The organism is Arthrobacter sp. UYCu512 (assembly GCF_040547075.1).
In the GTDB taxonomy this organism is placed as follows: Bacteria; Actinomycetota; Actinomycetes; order Actinomycetales; family Micrococcaceae; genus Arthrobacter.
Map to the genome: position 1 here is coordinate 40,525 of NZ_JBEPPA010000011.1, position 17,791 is coordinate 58,315.

16 protein-coding genes and 1 riboswitch are annotated in these 17,791 nt (G+C 66.1%); of the genes, 10 read left to right on the top strand and 6 right to left on the bottom strand.

The genetic code is table 11. From position 1 onward, the window contains the following. Positions 1-19: 19 nt before the first annotated feature. A complete protein-coding gene (gene mmsA, locus ABIB49_RS12920; protein WP_226774049.1) occupies positions 20-1,576 on the bottom strand; it encodes a multiple monosaccharide ABC transporter ATP-binding protein in 1,557 nt (518 codons plus the stop codon). A 131-nt stretch (positions 1,577-1,707) separates the two neighbouring features. After that, the gene (locus tag ABIB49_RS12925; protein WP_226774048.1) at positions 1,708-2,898 is read right to left on the bottom strand and encodes an ROK family transcriptional regulator; all 1,191 of its coding nucleotides are present in this window, start codon (positions 2,896-2,898) and stop codon (positions 1,708-1,710) included. A 252-nt stretch (positions 2,899-3,150) separates the two neighbouring features. On the opposite strand from ABIB49_RS12925, the gene ABIB49_RS12930 reads away from it, so the two are divergent. Next, entirely contained in the window at positions 3,151-3,942 is a 792-nt protein-coding gene (locus ABIB49_RS12930) for a nitrilase-related carbon-nitrogen hydrolase (protein WP_226774047.1), read from the top strand. 13 nt (positions 3,943-3,955) lie between these two features. On the opposite strand, the gene ABIB49_RS12935 is transcribed toward ABIB49_RS12930, so the two are convergent. Further along, the gene (locus tag ABIB49_RS12935; protein ID WP_282359082.1) at positions 3,956-5,629 is read right to left on the bottom strand and encodes a PucR family transcriptional regulator; all 1,674 of its coding nucleotides are present in this window, start codon (positions 5,627-5,629) and stop codon (positions 3,956-3,958) included. 140 nt (positions 5,630-5,769) lie between these two features. Between ABIB49_RS12935 and ABIB49_RS12940 the strand changes: the two genes are divergently transcribed. Next, on the top strand, positions 5,770-7,293 hold the full coding sequence (locus ABIB49_RS12940) for an amino acid permease (protein ID WP_282359083.1): 1,524 nt from the start codon (positions 5,770-5,772) through the stop codon (positions 7,291-7,293). A gap of 13 nt (positions 7,294-7,306) precedes the next feature. Then, positions 7,307-9,010, top strand: coding sequence for a flavin monoamine oxidase family protein (locus ABIB49_RS12945; RefSeq protein WP_282359085.1), 1,704 nt, complete (start codon positions 7,307-7,309; stop codon positions 9,008-9,010). Between the two features lie 33 nt (positions 9,011-9,043). Here the strand turns inward: ABIB49_RS12945 and ABIB49_RS12950 are convergent, their stop codons facing one another. The 3 genes from ABIB49_RS12950 to purU form a co-directional block, all read right to left on the bottom strand. Continuing rightward, positions 9,044-9,562, bottom strand: a complete 519-nt coding sequence (locus tag ABIB49_RS12950; protein ID WP_226774043.1) for a gamma carbonic anhydrase family protein — start codon at positions 9,560-9,562, stop codon at positions 9,044-9,046. Positions 9,563-9,653: 91 nt separating this feature from the next. Then, complete coding sequence (locus ABIB49_RS12955) at positions 9,654-10,046, bottom strand: class I SAM-dependent methyltransferase (RefSeq protein WP_253033423.1); 393 nt, start codon at positions 10,044-10,046, stop codon at positions 9,654-9,656. Positions 10,047-10,067: 21 nt separating this feature from the next. Further along, positions 10,068-10,928: a formyltetrahydrofolate deformylase gene (gene purU / locus ABIB49_RS12960; RefSeq protein ID WP_282359089.1), complete on the bottom strand. Its 861-nt coding sequence runs from the start codon at positions 10,926-10,928 to the stop codon at positions 10,068-10,070. Between the two features lie 62 nt (positions 10,929-10,990). Next, positions 10,991-11,076: riboswitch (ZMP/ZTP riboswitch) on the top strand. 172 nt (positions 11,077-11,248) lie between these two features. Here purU and glyA point away from each other — a divergent pair. From glyA to ABIB49_RS12995, 7 genes are all read left to right on the top strand, one after another. After that, positions 11,249-12,547 (top strand): serine hydroxymethyltransferase, encoded by a 1,299-nt coding sequence (glyA, locus tag ABIB49_RS12965; protein ID WP_282359090.1) that lies wholly within the window; start codon positions 11,249-11,251, stop codon positions 12,545-12,547. A 3-nt stretch (positions 12,548-12,550) separates the two neighbouring features. Then, positions 12,551-13,462, top strand: coding sequence for a bifunctional methylenetetrahydrofolate dehydrogenase/methenyltetrahydrofolate cyclohydrolase (locus ABIB49_RS12970; RefSeq protein WP_226774040.1), 912 nt, complete (start codon positions 12,551-12,553; stop codon positions 13,460-13,462). A 173-nt stretch (positions 13,463-13,635) separates the two neighbouring features. After that, the gene (locus ABIB49_RS12975) at positions 13,636-14,643 is read left to right on the top strand and encodes an ABC transporter ATP-binding protein (protein WP_282468094.1); all 1,008 of its coding nucleotides are present in this window, start codon (positions 13,636-13,638) and stop codon (positions 14,641-14,643) included. 4 nt (positions 14,644-14,647) lie between these two features. Then, the gene (locus tag ABIB49_RS12980; protein WP_282365168.1) at positions 14,648-15,487 is read left to right on the top strand and encodes an ABC transporter permease; all 840 of its coding nucleotides are present in this window, start codon (positions 14,648-14,650) and stop codon (positions 15,485-15,487) included. Next, positions 15,484-16,317 carry an ABC transporter permease gene (locus ABIB49_RS12985; RefSeq protein ID WP_226774038.1) on the top strand — a complete coding sequence of 278 codons (834 nt, stop codon included), beginning with the start codon at positions 15,484-15,486 and terminating at the stop codon, positions 16,315-16,317. The genes ABIB49_RS12980 and ABIB49_RS12985 overlap by 4 nt, the downstream gene beginning before the upstream one ends. A 65-nt stretch (positions 16,318-16,382) precedes the next feature. After that, positions 16,383-16,946, top strand: coding sequence for a hypothetical protein (locus ABIB49_RS12990; RefSeq protein WP_226774037.1), 564 nt, complete (start codon positions 16,383-16,385; stop codon positions 16,944-16,946). Positions 16,947-16,956: 10 nt separating this feature from the next. After that, entirely contained in the window at positions 16,957-17,790 is an 834-nt protein-coding gene (locus tag ABIB49_RS12995) for an exodeoxyribonuclease III (protein ID WP_226774036.1), read from the top strand. Position 17,791: the final 1 nt, after the last annotated feature.

Below are 17,791 nucleotides of genomic sequence, written 5' to 3' on the forward strand. Positions count from 1 at the left end.
TTCTGGATGGTCCAGAGTGTCAGGCGGTCTTGCGGGCGGAAGTCATGAGTTTCATGAGGCTTTCCTGGCTGGCTTCGTCCTTGTCGAGCACACCGGTGATGGCGCCCTCAAAGATCGTGTAGATGCGGTCGGAGAGTCCCAGGAGTTCGGGAAGTTCCGAGGAGATGACGATGACGCCCTTCCCCTGGTTGGCCAGCTGCTGAATGATGCCGTAGATCTCGTACTTGGCACCGACGTCGATCCCGCGGGTGGGCTCGTCCAGGATCAGCAGGTCCGGGTCGGTAAACATCCACTTCGCCAGGACAACCTTTTGCTGGTTGCCGCCGGAAAGCTTGGCGACGCCTTCTTCCACGGAGGGCGCCTTGGTGCGCAGCGACTTGCGGTACTGCTCGGCGACGCTGAATTCCCGGTCGGCATCGACGATGTTGTGCTTGCTGACCTTCTTAAGTGCGGCGGAGACCGTGGTGGCCTTGATGTCATCGAGCAAGTTCAGGCCCAGGGACTTGCGGTCCTCGGTGACGTAGCCAAGACCGGCGTCGATGGCCTGCTTGACGTTCTTGAGGTGCAGTTCCTTGCCGTCCTTGTACACCTGGCCGGAGATAAAACGACCGTAGGAGCGGCCGAAGAGGGACCGTGCCAGTTCGGTGCGGCCGGCACCCATCAAACCGGCGAAGCCAACGATTTCACCGCGGCGGACAAAAAAGTTGGAGTTCTTGCAGACGAGTCGGTCCTGGATCTGCGGGTGCCCCACATTCCAGTTCTTCACCTCGAAGAAGGTCTGGCCGATCTTGGGCTCGTGGTCCGGGAACCTGGATTCCAGGGTCCGGCCCACCATGCCCTTGATGATGCGGTCTTCATCGACGCCGTCGGCCTTGACGTCCAGCGTTTCGATCGACTTGCCGTCGCGGATGATCGTAATGGAATCCGCGATCTGCTCGATCTCGTTGAGCTTGTGCGAAATGATGATCGAGGTAATGCCGCGGCCCTTGAGGCCGAGGATCAGGTCCAGCAGGTGCTGGGAGTCGGATTCGTTCAGCGCCGCGGTGGGCTCGTCCAGGATGAGGAGCTTGACTTTTTTGTTGAGCGCCTTCGCGATTTCCACGAGCTGCTGCTTGCCGACGCCGATTTCCTTGACCGGTGTGTCCGGATCCTCGCGCAGGCCGACCCGGGCCAGGAGTTCGATGGAGCGGCTGCGGGCCTCATCCCAGTTGATGACCCCGCGCCTGGTGGGTTCGTTGCCCAGGAAGATGTTTTCCATGATGGAAAGCTCCGGGATCAGCGCGAGTTCCTGGTGGATGATCACAATGCCGGCCTGCTCGCTGGCCCGGATGTCCTTGAATTCCTGGACTTCGCTCTGGTAGACGATGTCCCCGGTGTACGTGCCGTGCGGATAGACGCCGGAGAGTACTTTCATCAGGGTGGACTTGCCGGCGCCGTTTTCACCGCAGATCGCGTGGATTTCTCCCGCCTTCACCAGCAGGGTCACCTCGGCCAATGCTTTAACGCCGGGGAACTCTTTGGTGATGGAGCGCATCTCGAGGATTATCGGATCGCTGTGCGTGTTGAGGGACGTCATCTGCCCTTACGCCTCCAATGCATGACTTCGTTGTCCGCCCCTGCAAACCGCAGGGCCGTCTGATGAAAAAGTAAACTGGATCACAGGCGTTGTCGTCAAGTCTTTAACGCAACAGCCCGATAACAAAAATCTCAATTCCGCCGGATTCCGGCGTGCTGGAAGACCAGCGCGGTGGCACCGAGGGCTTCCGCGCGGCCACCCAGGGAGGACATTGTCAGGACAGTTGTCTCGCCGACCACGGGTACCGCGTGCCGGACCAGGCCCCGGCGGATCGGGTCCAGCAGCAGTTCCCCGAGTTCCGCCAGCGGGCCTCCCACCACGATCACTTCGGGATTGATCAGATTGGCCACGTTGCCCAGGGCGCGGCCGGCGGCGAGGCCGGCGTCGTCCACCACCCGCAGGGTCGCGGAGTCCCGGGCGAGGGCCTTGCGGACAATGTCCTCCGGGGTTAACGGCTTGTCCTCGCCGCGGCCCAGGAGCTCGATCATGGTGGTGGTGGAGGCGATGGTTTCCAGGCAGCCGCGGTTCCCGCAGCGGCAGACCAGCCCGTGCTCATGGATGGTCGCATGGCCGATTTCACCGGTGATTCCCACGTTGCCGTAGTAGGGCATCCCGTTCAGGATCAGCCCCGCGCCGATGCCGGAGCCGATCTTGAGGAACATCAGGTTGTTGATGCCCGTGTGCGGACCCCAGGTGACTTCCGACAAGGCTCCCAGGTTGGCGTCGTTGTCCACAAAAACCGGGAGATCCAAGGCTTCCTCGAGGCGCTGCAGGATGTTGATCCCCACCCATTCGGGCAGGATCGCACCCTGCACCACAGTCCCCGTCCGGCGGTCAATGGGGCCGGGGATGCCGACGCCGGCGCCAACCACCGCGCTGCGTTCCACGCCGCTGTCCGCCAGGAGCCGATCCAGGAGTCCGACGGCGGCTTTGATGCCCTCCTCGGCGTGGTGCCCCAAGGGCAGCAGTACCGATTCCTCGGCGATGACGTGGTAGCTCAGGGACGCCAGGACCACCCGCAGGTGCCGGCGGCCGAAGTCGATGCCAACGGCGACGGCGCCGTTGCTGTTGAGCCGGACGTTCAGGGCCCGCCGGCCCGAGCTGGTGATCGGTTCGGTGGAGGCCAGTCCGGCGTCCTGCATGATCTTGACAATATTTGAAACCGTGGCCGTCGACAGGCCGGTTTGCCGCGCGAGTTCGGCCTGGGTGGAGGGGCCGGCGAGCAGGCATTCAATGATCCGCTGCTGGTTCAAATGCCGGAGCGCGGATTGTGATCCCGGGTTTTTGGTTCGGCTCCTCGTTGAGCGAGTTGGTGGTGGCATAAAATGAAGCGTGCCGTATTTGCATCTTGTAGTCAAGAAGTTAACGCATGGCAGCTTGGAGGCCGGGGCGAACGGCTGACCACCGGCCCCGCGCAGTGCCGGTGCCCTGGGCCGGGGGCGAGGGAGGGGGCATTCCGCCCCACTGCTGCACCCTCCGGGCCGAAATGCACCAGGGCGGCAGGGGCGCCGCGTCGCTACGCTGGGAATGCGAGAGTCCGCCGCAGAGGGCGGGCCCCGGACGCTGAGGTGGTAATGGTGCTACTGGCCCTGATGCAGGCGAATGCTGCCGTGCTGGACGTAGAAGCGAATTGCGCTGCGGTGGATGCGGCTGCCGGCGCGGCTGCTGCGGCCGGCGCCGGGCTGCTGCTTACGCCCGAGCTTTTCCCGGTGGGGTATGCGCCCCTCCGGCTGCGGGCGGAGTTCGACCCTGCTGCGCTGCCGGCCATCCGGAACGCCCTCGCAGGGATCGCCCGCAACCACAGCATTGCGCTGGTTTTCAGTCTTCCCGCGGTCACGGCGGCAGGGGAATGGCAGATTACCTCCACCCTCGTCGATGAGAACGGCGAGGAGCTCCTGAGTTACGCCAAGGTGCACCTCTTCGGCCCGGCGGAGAACCAGGCATTTGTCCCGGCCCGGGCACGTCCCCGGGTGGTGGATTTCCGCGGCTTGAAGATCTCGATGGTGATTTGCTACGACGTTGAATTTCCGGAGGCCGTCCGCGCAGCCGCCGCCGCCGGCGCTGAACTGCTGCTGGTGCCGACGGCCCTCGCTGCCGGGTTCGAGTCGGTGCCGCAGCTGCTGGTCAGGGCGCGGGCACTGGAAAACCACGTGACGGTGGCCTACGCCAACCACTCCGGAACCGAGGACGGCTGCGACTTCCTGGGCGGCAGTGTTATTGCGGCACCGGATGGCTCGCTGCTGGCGTCGGCCGGAACCGCGGCCCAGTTGCTGTTCGCGGAACTGCCCGCGCCGGGCAGGGCCGGGCACAGCGTCGACTATCTCGGTGACCGCCGCCCGCAGACCTACCGCTCCTGGGGCAGCTGACCCGGACCGGGCGCTAGGTGACGCCAGGATCGGGGGAGTCAGCCGCCATCATGCCGGCGGGATCGTGAACGTACTGCAAGGCAAACCAGAGCTCCGCCCGGGCTTGGGCGGCGTTGAGGTCGAGGTCCAGGAGCTCGGCGAGGATGCCGATCTGCCGCCGGACGCTGTTGCGGTGCAGGCCCGTCGACTTCGCGGTGGCATCCCAGCTGCCGTTCGCGCCAAGCCACGCGCGGAGGATCCCAATCAGGTTGTCCCGGCGCTCCGGTTCCAGCGCCAGTACGGGGGCCAGCAGCCGGGTGGCCAGGAGGGTCCCCGCCTCCTTGCCGAGCAGCCCTTCCACCGACCACGTCACCTCATCGACCCGGACGCTGGTTCCGGTGGCCTCGACGCGGCCGCGCAGGGACGAGGCCTGACGGAAAGCGTTTGACAGTCCGGACAGTTCGGTCGCGCTCCCGACCACAAGGCGCCAGCCGAGCCGCTCCACACCGGCCAGCACGCCGTCGTCGACCTTCAGCCTGGTAATGGCGGCAAAACCGTCGTCGGTGATCTCCACGAGCTTTGTATCGAACATCCTGCGCCACTCCAGCAGCTCCCGGACGGGACTGTCGCCGGCACGACCGGCCCTGCCGGCCGGGCCGTCCGGGGCCGCGGGGGCAGGCCGGACGCCAAGAACCACACGCAGCTGGCCGGACCGGGTGGAGGAAATGCTCTGCGCCAGGAGGTCCTTGAGCCCGTTGAGCTGGCGGGTGCCTGCCGTCGCCAGGCTTTCCGGGTGCAGCAGCAGCGCCGTCGCGAGCTGGCTCGGGGCCAGCGAACCGCTGGTGCGCTGTCGTACCAGCAGTTCCAGGAGCCCGACGGCGGTGGAGACGACGCTGTTCTGGGCCGGAGTCAGCGGCGCGCCGGTGCCCAGCACCAGCGCGCCCAGATTGGCGTCCCGGGTGCTGCGCAGGGGATAGCCGAAGACCAGCTCAGACCCGGCCGTGCCGAATGAGTCCAGCTCCACACGCGGGCCGCTGCCGGCGAGCAGCCGCGCCAGCAGGGGCTGCAGCGTTGCCATGTCCGCGGCCGGTGTGGTGCCCGCTCCCGGCGCTCGGGCGGATCCGCGGGCGCGCAGCCGGCCGTCGGACCCCACAAGCGCCGCCCACACGGGCACCTGCTGCACCAGCGCGGCCAGGAGTTCGTGTTCCGGCCGCGCCGAGAGCACCGCTCGCATCAGCTGCCTGTTTGTGTCCGCGAGCTGCCGGAACGTGGTGGCGTTGTCCGATTCCAGCAGCTGCGAGAACTCCAGTCCGACCGCGGCGAAGGGAACAGTCTTCGGCACGGCCACAAGGGTCAGGTTGTGCCGCCGGCAGGCCAGGACCACGGCTTCCGGGACAGTGTCGAAATAGGGTTCCAGGCCAAAGCCCAGCGCGCAGACGCGGGCGGCAACCAGCCGCTGCACGTAGGCGTCCGCGAAATCCTCCCGTCCGCCCCCGCCCAGGAACGGAAGGCCGGCGGTGAGCAGGAACTCGCCGTCGAGCAGATACGGGGTGGGGTCCGCCAGCTCGCTCGGCTCCACCCAGCGAAGCCGCTCCGAGCCGTTGCCGCCGTCATAAAGGACTTCCAGCTCCGGCGGCAGCTGCTGCAGGAACCGGTCCAGGGTGACAAAACCCAGGCGCTCGGAGCCGTCAGCAGTCACGGTTGCCATCGGCGCCCCGAATCTGGAACGGTAGTGCATAAAGTCTCATGAATGAATACTCTAGGTCATTTTGCACATCCGTGAGAGCTGGCTCACACGCTTACGCTGGAGCCGGGGAAATTACCACTACTGCAGAACGGACGTCAACGATGACTGTGCCAACCCTTATGGGAGAACGGCCGCCGGCCACAACAGGCCGGCCCGGGCTTGCGGCGCAGCTGCTCCGCCGCAAGCCGATCGGACAGCTCGTCAGCGAAGCGGAAACCGGCCACGGCGGCACGCGGCTGGTCCGCAGCTTCGGTGTGCTGCAACTGACGATGATCAGCGTTGGCGCCACCCTCGGAACCGGCATCCTGGTGATCCTGGGCGAATCCGTCCCGCTGGCCGGTCCGGCCATCTGGATCTCCTTCGCCATCGCCGGCCTCGCCGCGCTGCTCTCCGCCGTCTCCTATGCCGAAATGGCCGGGATGGTCCCCGCAGCAGGATCGAGTTATTCGTACACCTACGCGACCATGGGCGAAGGCATGGCCTGGATCTGTGGCTGGTGCCTGGTGCTCGAATACGCTGTTTCCGTGGCCGCCGTCGCAGTCGGTGCCGGCCAGTACGTCAACGAAGCCCTCGCCGTCTTTGGCCTGGCCCTGCCGGATGCTCTTTCGCAGCCTCCCGGCGACGGCGGAGTGCTGAACGCGCCGGCGATCCTGATTGTGGTCCTCGCCATGGCGCTGCTGGTCCGAGGCGCCAAGGAAAGCGCAGGGATCAACACGGCAATCGTCCTTATCAAGGTGGGCATCCTGGTCTTCTTCTGCGCCGTGGCCTTCACGGCATTCAACGGCGCACACTTCGAGCCGCTGATGCCGATGGGCGCTGCCGGCGTCTCGGCGGCAGCCTCCCGGGTCTTCTTCTCCTACATCGGCTTCGACGCGGCCTCCACGGCCGGCGAGGAAGCCCGCAATCCCAAACGCGATCTGCCCAGAGCCATCCTGCTTTCGATGCTGATTGTTACAACCATCTACGTGCTCGTCGCCGTCGCAGCGATCGGCGCACGTCCCTGGGGCTGGTTCGATGGCACCGAAGCCGCCCTCGTGAAAATCCTGGAGGAGACCACCGGCCAGCCCTGGGTTGGGCTGGTATTCGCCGTCGGGGCCGTGCTGGCCATCGCCAGCATCGTGCTGACGGTACTCTACGGTCAGACCCGCATCCTGCTCGCGATGGCAAGGGACGGTATGGTCCCCAGGATCTTCGGCCGTGTCTCGCCCCGAACCGGCACCCCGGTCGCCGGGACCCTGATTGTCGGCGTCGTCGTCGCCCTCACGGCAGGCCTCGTCCCGCTCGGCGCCCTGGCGGACGCCACCAGCATCGGCACGCTTTTCGCTTTCGCCCTGGTCAACGTCGCCGTCATCTACCTGCGGCGCAGCCGGCCGGAACTCAAAAGGAGTTTCCGCGTTCCCCTGTTTCCGCTGACGCCCCTGCTGGGCGCCGCGATGTGCGGCTACCTGATGCTCAACCTTGGCGCCGAGACCTGGGTGGTCTTCGGGCTCTGGATGCTGGTGGGGCTGGCCGTCTACTTCGGCTACAGCCGCAGGAACTCCCGGGTGGCGGCACTCAGCTCCGCGGAATACCGTGAACTATCCGGCGCAGCCCCCGCCGACACCACTTCCGTCCCGAACCGATGAAAGCCAGCCACTTATGACAACCGCCACAGAACTGCCCGCCCCGGGAACCACAACTCCGGACTCCGGAGTCCAGGCTCCCATCACCATGCTGAACCCTGACTTCCCGTTCAGCTACGACCATTACCTGGCCCATCCGGACGGACTGGGCGCCATCCCGGAAGAGCTGTACGGGACCGAAGTGGCAGTAGTGGGCGCCGGCCTTTCCGGGCTGGTGGCGGCCTACGAGCTGATGAAACTGGGCCTCCGGCCCGTCATCTACGAGGCGGACAGGATCGGCGGGCGGCTGCGGACGGCCACCTTCCCCTCGGCCGCCGGCGTCGTGGCCGATCTGGGCGGGATGCGCTTTCCCGTCTCGGGGAAGGCTTTCTACCACTATGTGGAGATGCTCGGGCTGGAAACCCAGGAGTTCCCGAATCCGCTGGCCGCTGTTACCTCCAGCACCGTCATTGAGCTGGCGGGCAAAAAGTACTACGCCAGCACGCCCGCGGACCTGCCGCCGTTCTTCCGCGAAGTCGCCGATGCCTGGAAAGCTGCCGTCAACGACGGCGCCAAGTTCAGCGAGATGCAGGAGGCCATCCGCGCCCGGGACACCGCCCGGATCAAGGAACTGTGGAACGCGCTGCTGCCGCTGCTGGACGAACAGACCTTTTACGGATTCATCGCCGGCAGCGAATCGTTCAAGAAGGCCGGCTTCGCGCACCGCGAGGCCTTCGGCCAGGTGGGCTTCGGCACCGGTGGCTGGGACACGGACTTCCCCAACTCCATCCTGGAGATCCTGCGTGTGGTGTACACCGATGCCGACGACGCGCACCGGCTTATTGCCGGCGGAGCGCAACGGCTCCCGGACGCGCTCTGGGAGCATGCGCCGTCGGGCATGGTGCACTGGCCCGACGGGACGTCACTGGCATCGCTGCACGCAGGCGCCCCCAGGGGCGCCGTGGACAGGATCGCCCGGGACGGCAACAGTGATTTCCGGATCCGGGAACGGTGGGGCCGGGAGGCCGCCTATCCCGCTGTTATCAGCACGTGCCAGTCGTGGCTGCTGTCGACGCGGATCCACACCGAGGAAACCTTGTTCCCGGCAGAATTGTGGACTGCAATCGAGCGCTCGCACTACATGCAGTCGTCCAAGACCTTTGTGATGGTCGACAGGCCGTTCTGGAAGGACATTGATCCCGCCACCGGCCGCGAAGTGATGTCCATGACGCTTACGGACCGGCTGAACCGGGCCACCTACCTGCTGGACAACGGGCCGGAGAAGCCTGCGGTGATCCTGCTCTCCTACACCTGGAATGACGACGCGCTCAAATGGCTGGCCCTGGACGCGGACCAGAGGACGGAACTGATGCTGCACTCGCTCGCGCAGATCTACCCGGGCGTGGACATTGCCAGCCACATCGTGGGCCAGCCCATCACAGTCTCCTGGGAAGCGGACCCCAACTTCATGGGGGCCTTCAAAGCCAACCTGCCGGGGCACTACCGCTACCAGCAGCGGCTGTTCAGCCACTTTAAGCAGGATCAGCTCCCGGAGCAGCAGCGGGGCATCTTCCTGGCTGGGGACGACGTGTCCTTTACTGCGGGCTGGGCCGAAGGCGCCGTTACCACCGGGCTGAACGCGGCCTGGGGAGTCGTCCGGCACCTCGGCGGGTCATCGGCCGCCGGCAACCCGGGGCCGGGCGATCTGCTGGCGGAATTGGGCCCGATCTCCCTGGACTGAGCTCCCTGGACCGAGCCGTCTGGATGAGGGTCCTTAGCCGTGCATTTCGAGGTGCGCCCGGGCCAGCTCCCGGTAGTGTGCCGCGTTCTGCTGGACGCCGGCGAACTCCTCGTCGCTGAGTTCGCGGCGGACCTTTGCCGGCACCCCGGCGACCAGTGAACGCGGCGGAATGATGGTTCCTTCCAGCACCACCGCGCCGGCTGCGACCAGTGACCCTGCCCCGATGACGGCGCCGTTGAGGATGGTGGCGCTCATGCCGATCAGGCAGTCGTCCTCGACCGTGCAGCCATGGACGACGGCGCTGTGCCCGACGCTGACCCGGGCGCCCACGGTGCAGGGGAAGCCCGGGTCAGCGTGCAGGACCACGTTGTCCTGCAGGTTGCTGCCGGCGCCGACGCTGATTGCGGCGGTGTCTGCCCGAACGGATACGCCATAAAACGCGCTGGAGTTTTCCGCGAGGGTCGCTTTGCCGATCACTGAGGCGCTCGGCGCGATGAAAACGGAGTTATGGACAGCCGGGGTGTCCCCGGCGAAAGCGTAAATGGGAGCCATGCCTCCAGCCTAGGACACGGGCCTCCCCAACTGACTCGCAGCAGGGGTCGTTTTGAGCGCCCAAAACGACCCCTGCTGCGAGTCAGTTGGGTCAGGCGGGGGAGCGGAGGACTGTTACGCCTTCGCCGGGGCGTACGACGGCGATTGGCGCCCCGGGTGCCGCAACGCGGCCCAGTTCGTTCACGACGTCGTCCCATTCCGCCGGGGGCAGGCCCGCCAGGGCCTCGACCGCCCACACCGACGGGAACGCCGAGTCGGCAAAGGGCAGTGCGCCGGCCCCTGCGACCGAAGCCTCCAGCCCGTGGGCCCGGGCCGCATGGATGTTCTCCTCGGACCGGTCCACGCCGGTGAAATGAATGCCGGACTGGACAAAACGCAGGCCGTCCGCGCCCCGTCCGCAGTCAAGGCCCAGCACCCCGTCGCGGCTTTCGGCCTTGAGCAGGGCCAGGAACTCGGTCAGTGGGTCTTGCGGGGAAAATACCATACCCCTATTCAATGTCCGGGATCAGCTGAAAACAACCGTCCGGTTCCCGTCCAACAGGACCCGGTGTTCGGCATGCCACTGCACCGCCTGGGCCAGGGTGCGGCCCTCCACGTCCCGGCCCATCTGGACAAACTGCCCGGCGGTACCCCGGTGGTCCACCCGGATGACTTCCTGCTCGATGATCGGGCCCTCGTCCAGGGCTGCCGTCACGTAGTGGGCTGTGGCGCCGATGAGCTTCACGCCGCGGGCGTGCGCCTGGTGGTAGGGCTTGGCGCCCTTGAAGGAGGGCAGGAACGAATGGTGGATGTTGATGGCCTTGCCGGTCAGCTGCTGGCACAGTTCGTCGGAGATGATCTGCATGTACCGGGCCAGGACCGTCAGTTCGATGTTGTGCTGGGCCATCAGCGTCCTGAGCTCATCCTCGGCCTGGACCTTGGTCTCGGGTGTGACGGGGATGTGGTGGAAGGGGATGCCGTAGAACTCTGCGAGGCCGGCGAGGTCGCTGTGGTTGGACACGATGGCCGGGATCTCGATGGGCAGGGTGCCGGAGCGCTGCAGGAACAGCAGATCGTTGAGGCAGTGTGCTGAGGTACTGGCCATCAGCAGGGTCCGGATCTTGCGGCCGGCCGGGTTGAGTCTCCACTGCATCTCGAACGCCTGGGCAACCGGCTCCAGCGCCGCGTAAAGTTCCGGCTGGGAGACCGCCGTCGTGGCCTCGACGCGCATAAAAAACGTGCCAGTGCTTTGGCTGCCGTACTGCTGCGAGTCGGTAATATTGCAGCCCGCAACGAGCAGGGCGCCTGCGACGGCGTGCACGATTCCGGGGCGGTCCGGGCAGGAGAGAGTCAGGATATACGAAGTGGTCAGCTGGTCGTCAGTCACGGAAGTCAAGCCTACCCGCGCTCGCTCGCGGGCTGGGCCCGGGCCGCGGCCCTGGGGTACTCTGGAACCGTCGCAACTGGCGTTGGGTGGCTAACCACCAGGGAGCGGCACTGACGAAGACCACGGATCGTACGCCTGGGCCGAGGGTTATGTTTTCCGGTTGGCAGCGCCTTGCTGCCGGCCCGCGTCGGCACCCGCTTGGGGGTGCCGGTACCTTTTTTACGTCCCCGTCCGCGGAGGCCGTCATCAAGGGGCGCCGTCGCGGACCAGCCGGTAACCTGACCTTTAAGCAGTTCCCGTTGCCTAGCCAGGAGTTCCCCGTGACCACCTCCCTTAGCCTGTCGTCCGCCGTGAGCAACCAGCCACTTGCCGAACTTGACCCTGAAATCGCCGCAGTCCTCGCCCAGGAGCTGGGCCGCCAGCGCGGCACCCTGGAAATGATTGCCTCCGAGAACTTCGCCCCGCGCGCTGTGATGGAAGCCCAGGGCTCAGTCCTGACCAACAAGTACGCCGAGGGCTATCCCGGGCGCCGCTACTACGGCGGCTGCGAATACGTCGATATCGCCGAGCAGCTCGCGATCGACCGCGTCAAGGAACTTTTCGGCGCCGAATACGCCAACGTCCAACCGCACTCCGGCGCCCAGGCCAACGCCGCGGCGCTCTCCGCGATGATCACCCCGGGGCAAAAGATCCTCGGCCTGTCACTGGCCCACGGCGGCCACCTGACCCACGGCATGAAACTCAACTTCTCCGGCAAGCTCTACGAGGTTGCCGCCTACCAAGTCGAGGAAGAGAGCTTCCGGATCGACATGGACAAACTCCGCGAGCAGGCGATCGCGGAGAAACCCCAGGTCATCATCGCCGGCTGGTCCGCTTACCCGCGCCAGCTGGACTTCGCGGCCTTCCGCTCGATCGCCGATGAGGTCGGCGCGCTGCTCTGGACCGACATGGCGCACTTCGCCGGCCTCGTGGCCGCCGGCCTGCACCCCAGCCCGGTCCCGCACTCCGACGTCGTCACCTCCACCGTGCACAAGACCCTCGCCGGCCCCCGCTCCGGCGTAATCCTGGCCAAAAAGGAGTGGGCCAAAAAAATCAACTCCAACGTCTTCCCGGGCCAGCAGGGCGGACCGCTTATGCACGTCATCGCCGCCAAGGCCGTTGCGTTCAAGATCGCCGGCACGGAGGAATTCAAGGAGCGCCAGCAGCGCGTCCTGGAAGGCGCCCGGATCATCGCCGACCGCCTGAACCAGGCCGATGTGTCCGACGCCGGCGTCTCCGTCCTCACCGGGGGCACCGACGTGCACCTGGTCCTGGTGGACCTGCGGAACTCCCAGCTCGACGGCCAGCAGGCGGAGGACCTCCTGCACTCGGTCGGCATCACGGTCAACCGCAACGCCGTGCCGTTCGACCCCCGCCCGCCAATGGTCACCTCGGGCCTGCGCATCGGCACCCCGGCCCTGGCCACCCGCGGCTTCGGCGCCGAGGAGTTCACGGAGGTCGCCGAGATCATCGCCACCGCGCTGAAGTCCGGCTCCGCCGCCGACATCGAGGCGCTCCAGTCCCGCGTGGACAAGCTCGCCGCCGACTTCCCGCTGTACCCGCAGCACGAGCAGTGGTAGGCCATGACTTCTGCAGAGACTGCACAAACGGCTGAACGGGCGCAGATCCTGGACGGCAAAGCCACCGCCGCCATCATCAAGGCCGAACTGACCGAACGCGTGGCCGCGCTCAAGACCCGGGGCATCGTGCCGGGCCTGGGCACCATCCTCGTGGGCTCCGACCCGGGCAGCACCTGGTACGTCGGCGGCAAGCACAAGGACTGTGCCGAGGTGGGCATCACGTCCATCCGGCGTGACCTGCCGGCGGAAACCACTCAGGAAGAGCTCCTGGCCGTGGTCCGGGAGCTCAACGGAAACCCGGAGTGCACCGGCTACATCATCCAGCTCCCGCTGCCCAAGCACATCGACCAGGACGTCATCCTGGAGGCCATGGATCCGGACAAGGACGCCGACGGCCTGCACCCGATGAACCTCGGCCGGCTCGTGGCCAACGTCAGCGGGCCGATGAAGTCCCCGCTGCCGTGCACGCCCAAGGGTTGCGTGGAGCTGCTCACCCGGCACGGCATCAGCCTCAACGGCAAGCGCGTGCTCGTGGTTGGCCGCGGCGTCACGATCGGCCGCCCGGTGGGGCTGCTGCTCACCCGGAAGGACGTCAACGCCACTGTCATCCTGGCCCACACCGGCACGGTGGACCTGCCCGCCGAACTCCGCCGGGCCGACGTTGTGATTGCCGCGGCTGGCCAGCCGCACATGATCAAGGCGGCGGACCTCAAGCCGGGCGCCATCGTGCTCGACGTCGGCGTGAGCCGCGTCGACGACGGCTCCGGGAAGGCCGTCGTCACCGGAGACGTGGACCCCGCAGCTGCCGACGTCGCTGCTTGGCTGTCCCCGAACCCCGGGGGAGTGGGCCCGATGACCCGAGCCATGCTGCTGGCCAACGTGGTGGAAACCGCGGAACGCCGGCTGCACGGCTAACCCTCGGGGACGCCGTCAACTGAACCGCATCCCACCCAACTGACTCGCAGATCAGGCCGTTTTGGGCGCTCAAAACGGCCTGAACTGCGAGTCAGTTGGGTTTCGGCAAATGGATGGACTTTTTTACGAAAAGACTCTTTCATAGTTCGGCGGTTTCCACTACCGTGATTTGGGTGCCTGAACTAGTCTCAAAAGAATCCTCAGCCAAGGAAGCCTCTCAACAGGACGCACCATTGAGCCGCCCCGCCGAATCCGCCCCGCAGTATGTGATCACTGCCGAGAACCTGACGAAGCGCTACGGCGATGTCGTCGCCGTCGACGGTATCTCCTTCGCCGTCCCCGCCGGCGAGGCGTTTGGCCTGCTCGGCCCCAACGGCGCGGGCAAGTCCACCACCATGAAGATGATCGGCGGGGTGTCCCGGCGGACCTCCGGGAGCCTGAGCATCATGGGCCTGGACCCGGACCAGAACGGTCCGGAGGTGCGTGCCCACCTGGGCGTCGTCCCGCAGCAGGACAACCTCGACGAGGAACTCAAGGTCCGGGACAACCTCCTGGTCTACGGCCGCTACTTCGGCCTGCCGATGAGCTACCTCAAGCCCAAAGCCGATGAACTGCTGGAGTTCGCCCAGCTCACCGACAAGGCCAAGTCCAAGGTGGACGCGCTCTCCGGCGGCATGAAGCGCCGGCTGACGATCGCACGCTCCCTAATCAACGAACCCCGGATCCTGCTCCTGGATGAACCCACCACCGGGCTGGACCCGCAGGCGCGGCACATCCTCTGGGACCGGCTGTTCCGGCTCAAGGAGCAGGGTGTCACCCTGATCCTCACCACGCACTACATGGACGAGGCCGAGCAGCTCTGCGACCGCCTGATCGTGGTGGACAAGGGCAGGATCATGGCCGAGGGTTCGCCCGCCAGCCTGATCCGCGAATACTCCACCCGTGAAGTCCTGGAATTGCGCTTCGGCTCGGAACGCAACGCCACCATCGGTGCCGAACTCGAAGGCATCGGCGAACGGCTCGAAACCCTGCCGGACCGTGTCCTCATCTACGCCCACGACGGCGAGGCCGCCCTCGAAGAGGTCTCCGCCCGCGGGTTGCGGCCGGTGACGTCGCTGGTGCGCCGGTCCTCGCTCGAAGACGTTTTCCTGCGGCTGACCGGCAGGAGCCTCGTTGAGTAGGTCGGTGACGACGCCGGCTCCCGCACTGCGCGCCCATTCGCCGGAGGTCTCGGCCGCCCGCGCCCGGCGCTGGGGCTCGCTCTACTTCGCCGAGCACGTCCTCCGGGTGATGAAGAGCTACGGCTGGACCATCGTTATGTACGGCGTCGGGCAGCCAGTCGCCTACCTCTTCGCCATGGGCGTAGGGCTCGCAAGCCTCGTAGACACCAGCAGCACCGCAACCTTCGGCGGCGTCAGCTACCTGGTCTTCATTGCTCCGGCCCTGCTGGTCTCGGCCGCGGTCATGACGGCCGCCAGCGAATTGACCTTCCCGATCATGGACGGTTTCAAGTGGCGCCGCGTCTTCTACGGGCCGCACGCGTCGCCGTTGACGCCGGAGCAGATTGCCCTCGGACAGATCATCGCCGTCACTGTGCGTTTCGTGCTGCAGTCCGCGATCTACTTCGCCGTCATTGCGCTGTTCGGGGCGTCGCCGAGCGGCTGGGGCTGGGTCTCGATCCTGGTAGCCACCCTCGCGGGTTTGGCTTTTGGATTGCCGCTGATGGCCTACGCGGCTTCGATCAAGCAGGACAAAGGCCAGTTCGCCATGGTCATGCGGTTTATCGTGATGCCGCTGTTCCTGTTTTCGGGCACCTTCTTCCCGCTGGACTCGCTGCCCCTCGCCGTGCGCTGGATCGGCTGGATCTCACCGATCTGGCACGGCACCGAACTTGGCCGGGTCTTCAGCTACGGCTACCCGGAGGCCCCGTTGCTGACCATCGCGCACGTCGTTTTCCTGCTGGCCCTCACGGTGCTCGGCTGGGTCCTGACCAAACGCCGGTTCATCAGGAGGATGGCCGGATGAGCGCCGTCACCACCAGCCACAGCGCCACCGAGGCCGCACGCAACCGGAAGTTCGGGCCGCTCTACTCCCGGAACGTGCGCGCCGTCGTCGCCCGCGGGCTGATGGCCACTAAGAGCAGCAACTGGATGGTCATGCTCTCCGGCTTCTTCGAGCCCGTGCTGTACCTGATTGCCATGGGCGTGGGCCTGGGCGCCATTGTGGGCCCGGTGCAGGGCCCGGGCGGCGGGGAGATTTCCTATGCCGCCTACATCGCGCCGGCCCTGCTGGCCGTGTCCGCCATGAACGGGGCCGTCTACGACTCGACCTGGAATGTCTTCTTTAAGATGAACTTCGCCAAGCTGTACCAGGGCATGCTTTACACCTCCCTGGGCCCGCTGGACGTCGCCATGGGGGAGATCTTCCTGGCCCTGCTGCGCGGCCTGATGTACGCCACCGGGTTCACCGCAGTTATGGGCCTTATGGGGCTGATCACCACGCCGTGGGCCGTCCTTATGATCCCGGCCGCCGTGTTGATCGCGTTCGGTTTCGCGAGCTTCGGGATGGGCATCACGAGCTTTATGAAGACGTTCCAGCAGATGGACTGGATCAACTTCGTTATGTTGCCGATGTTCCTGTTCAGCGCCACCTTCTACCCGCTCAGCGTCTACCCGCAGTACATCCAGTGGCTCATCCAGGCGATGCCGCTGTGGCACGGCGTGGAACTGCTCCGGCAAATCAGTGTGGGAGCCTTCACCCCGGCAACAGCTGTGCACATCGGCTACTACCTCGTGATGATCGCCTGCGGCCTGCTGCTGACCACCGGCCGGCTGCGCCGGCTGTTCCTCAAGTAGGGCCGGAGCGTTCGCCCCGGGTGGAAGCGGCCCGGGGCCGTGCGGGGATTTGCGATAATAGGCTCATGCAATCTCTGGGCAACCCCGCGTCTTCCAAGCCGTCCGCGAACAGCACCAAGTTCTCCATGCTCCGCATCAGCGGACCCGGGATGATGGTCTTTATCATCGCCTTTGTCGTCGCGGTCATCTTTGCCGCGAACCAGAACGACGTCGTCGGCTGGCTTGTGGCGATCATCGCCGGCTTCTGGCTCGCCCTGGCTTCCTTTGTGGTCTTCAGTATCCAGAAGGCCGCCAAGAAGGCCGGAGCCAAGATCACTGAAGCGCAGAACGCCTTCAACGCCGCGGCCGGCCGCGCGCCGTCGTCGGGCAGTGTTGACCATGGCAGCACCCGGCGCGTCGAGGTCCGCCGCGATGCCGATGAAGTCCGGGACCTGAAACTCGACCACTCGTTCAAGATCGTCCAGGTCCAGGTCCGCGTCGTCGAGCAGGAACGGGAGAAGGGCGCCGCCGCGGATCAGGACACGATCCGCCGGGCGCTGGAGACCATCGAGATCACTGCCACCAACGCCCGGGACATGATCAAGTCCGCCGGCACCGACGAACCTGTCGCCGGAACCATTGTCGACTAGAGTGGATCGGGTGAGTTCGGCATTGAAGAAGGACAACCTTCGCATCGCATCGGTCAACGTCAATGGCCTCCGTGCCGCGTATAGGAATGGCATGGCGGAATGGCTTGAGCCCCGCGAAGTGGACATTCTCTGCCTGCAGGAAGTCCGCGCGCCGGACGCGATCGTCCGTCAGCTGCTCGGCGAGGGATGGTTCATCCTGCACGCGGAAGCCGAAGCCAAGGGCCGCGCCGGCGTCGCCATAGCCGCCCGGACCGAACCCCTGCAGACCCGGGTGGGCATTGGGGACGACTACTTCGCCACCGCCGGCCGCTGGGTCGAAGCCGACTTCGCGGTCCGCAACGCCGCTGGCGAAGCCTCGCAGCTGACAGTCGTCAGCGCCTACGTGCACTCCGGCGAGGCCGGGACCCCAAAGCAGGACGACAAGTTCCGGTTCCTTGACGTGATGCTCAACCGGCTTCCCGAGCTGGGCAAACACAGCGACCACGCCCTCGTGGTGGGCGACCTCAACGTCGGCCACACGCAACTGGACATTCGAAACTGGAAGGGCAACGTCAAACGTGCCGGCTTCCTGCCGGAGGAACGGGCGTACTTCGACCGGTTCTTCGGCGCGGACATCGGCTGGAAGGATGTCCACAGGGGCCTGGCGGGCAACGTAGACGGCCCCTACACTTGGTGGTCGCAACGGGGACAGGCCTTCGACAACAACACCGGCTGGCGCATTGACTACCACATGGCCACGCCCGCTCTCGCGGCGGCCGCAGTCTCAGCCGTTGTTGACCGTGCACCGTCCTGGGACACCCGCTTCTCCGACCACGCCCCGCTGGTAGTGGACTACCGGCTCTAGT

What these genes read in the sequence shown, in the direction of transcription:
- ABIB49_RS12935 (WP_282359082.1), bottom strand. Translation starts at nt 5,629, where the DNA reads ATGGCAACCGTGACTGCTGACGGCTCCGAGCGCCTGGGTTTTGTCACC.
- ABIB49_RS12945 (WP_282359085.1), top strand. Translation starts at nt 7,307, where the DNA reads ATGACAACCGCCACAGAACTGCCCGCCCCGGGAACCACAACTCCGGAC.
- ABIB49_RS12985 (WP_226774038.1), top strand. Translation starts at nt 15,484, where the DNA reads ATGAGCGCCGTCACCACCAGCCACAGCGCCACCGAGGCCGCACGCAAC.
- ABIB49_RS12970 (WP_226774040.1), top strand. Translation starts at nt 12,551, where the DNA reads ATGACTTCTGCAGAGACTGCACAAACGGCTGAACGGGCGCAGATCCTG.
- ABIB49_RS12990 (WP_226774037.1), top strand. Translation starts at nt 16,383, where the DNA reads ATGCAATCTCTGGGCAACCCCGCGTCTTCCAAGCCGTCCGCGAACAGC.
- ABIB49_RS12925 (WP_226774048.1), bottom strand. Translation starts at nt 2,898, where the DNA reads ATGCCACCACCAACTCGCTCAACGAGGAGCCGAACCAAAAACCCGGGA.
- ABIB49_RS12955 (WP_253033423.1), bottom strand. Translation starts at nt 10,046, where the DNA reads ATGGTATTTTCCCCGCAAGACCCACTGACCGAGTTCCTGGCCCTGCTC.
- ABIB49_RS12930 (WP_226774047.1), top strand. Translation starts at nt 3,151, where the DNA reads ATGGTGCTACTGGCCCTGATGCAGGCGAATGCTGCCGTGCTGGACGTA.
- ABIB49_RS12940 (WP_282359083.1), top strand. Translation starts at nt 5,770, where the DNA reads ATGACTGTGCCAACCCTTATGGGAGAACGGCCGCCGGCCACAACAGGC.
- mmsA (WP_226774049.1), bottom strand. Translation starts at nt 1,576, where the DNA reads ATGACGTCCCTCAACACGCACAGCGATCCGATAATCCTCGAGATGCGC.
- ABIB49_RS12950 (WP_226774043.1), bottom strand. Translation starts at nt 9,562, where the DNA reads ATGGCTCCCATTTACGCTTTCGCCGGGGACACCCCGGCTGTCCATAAC.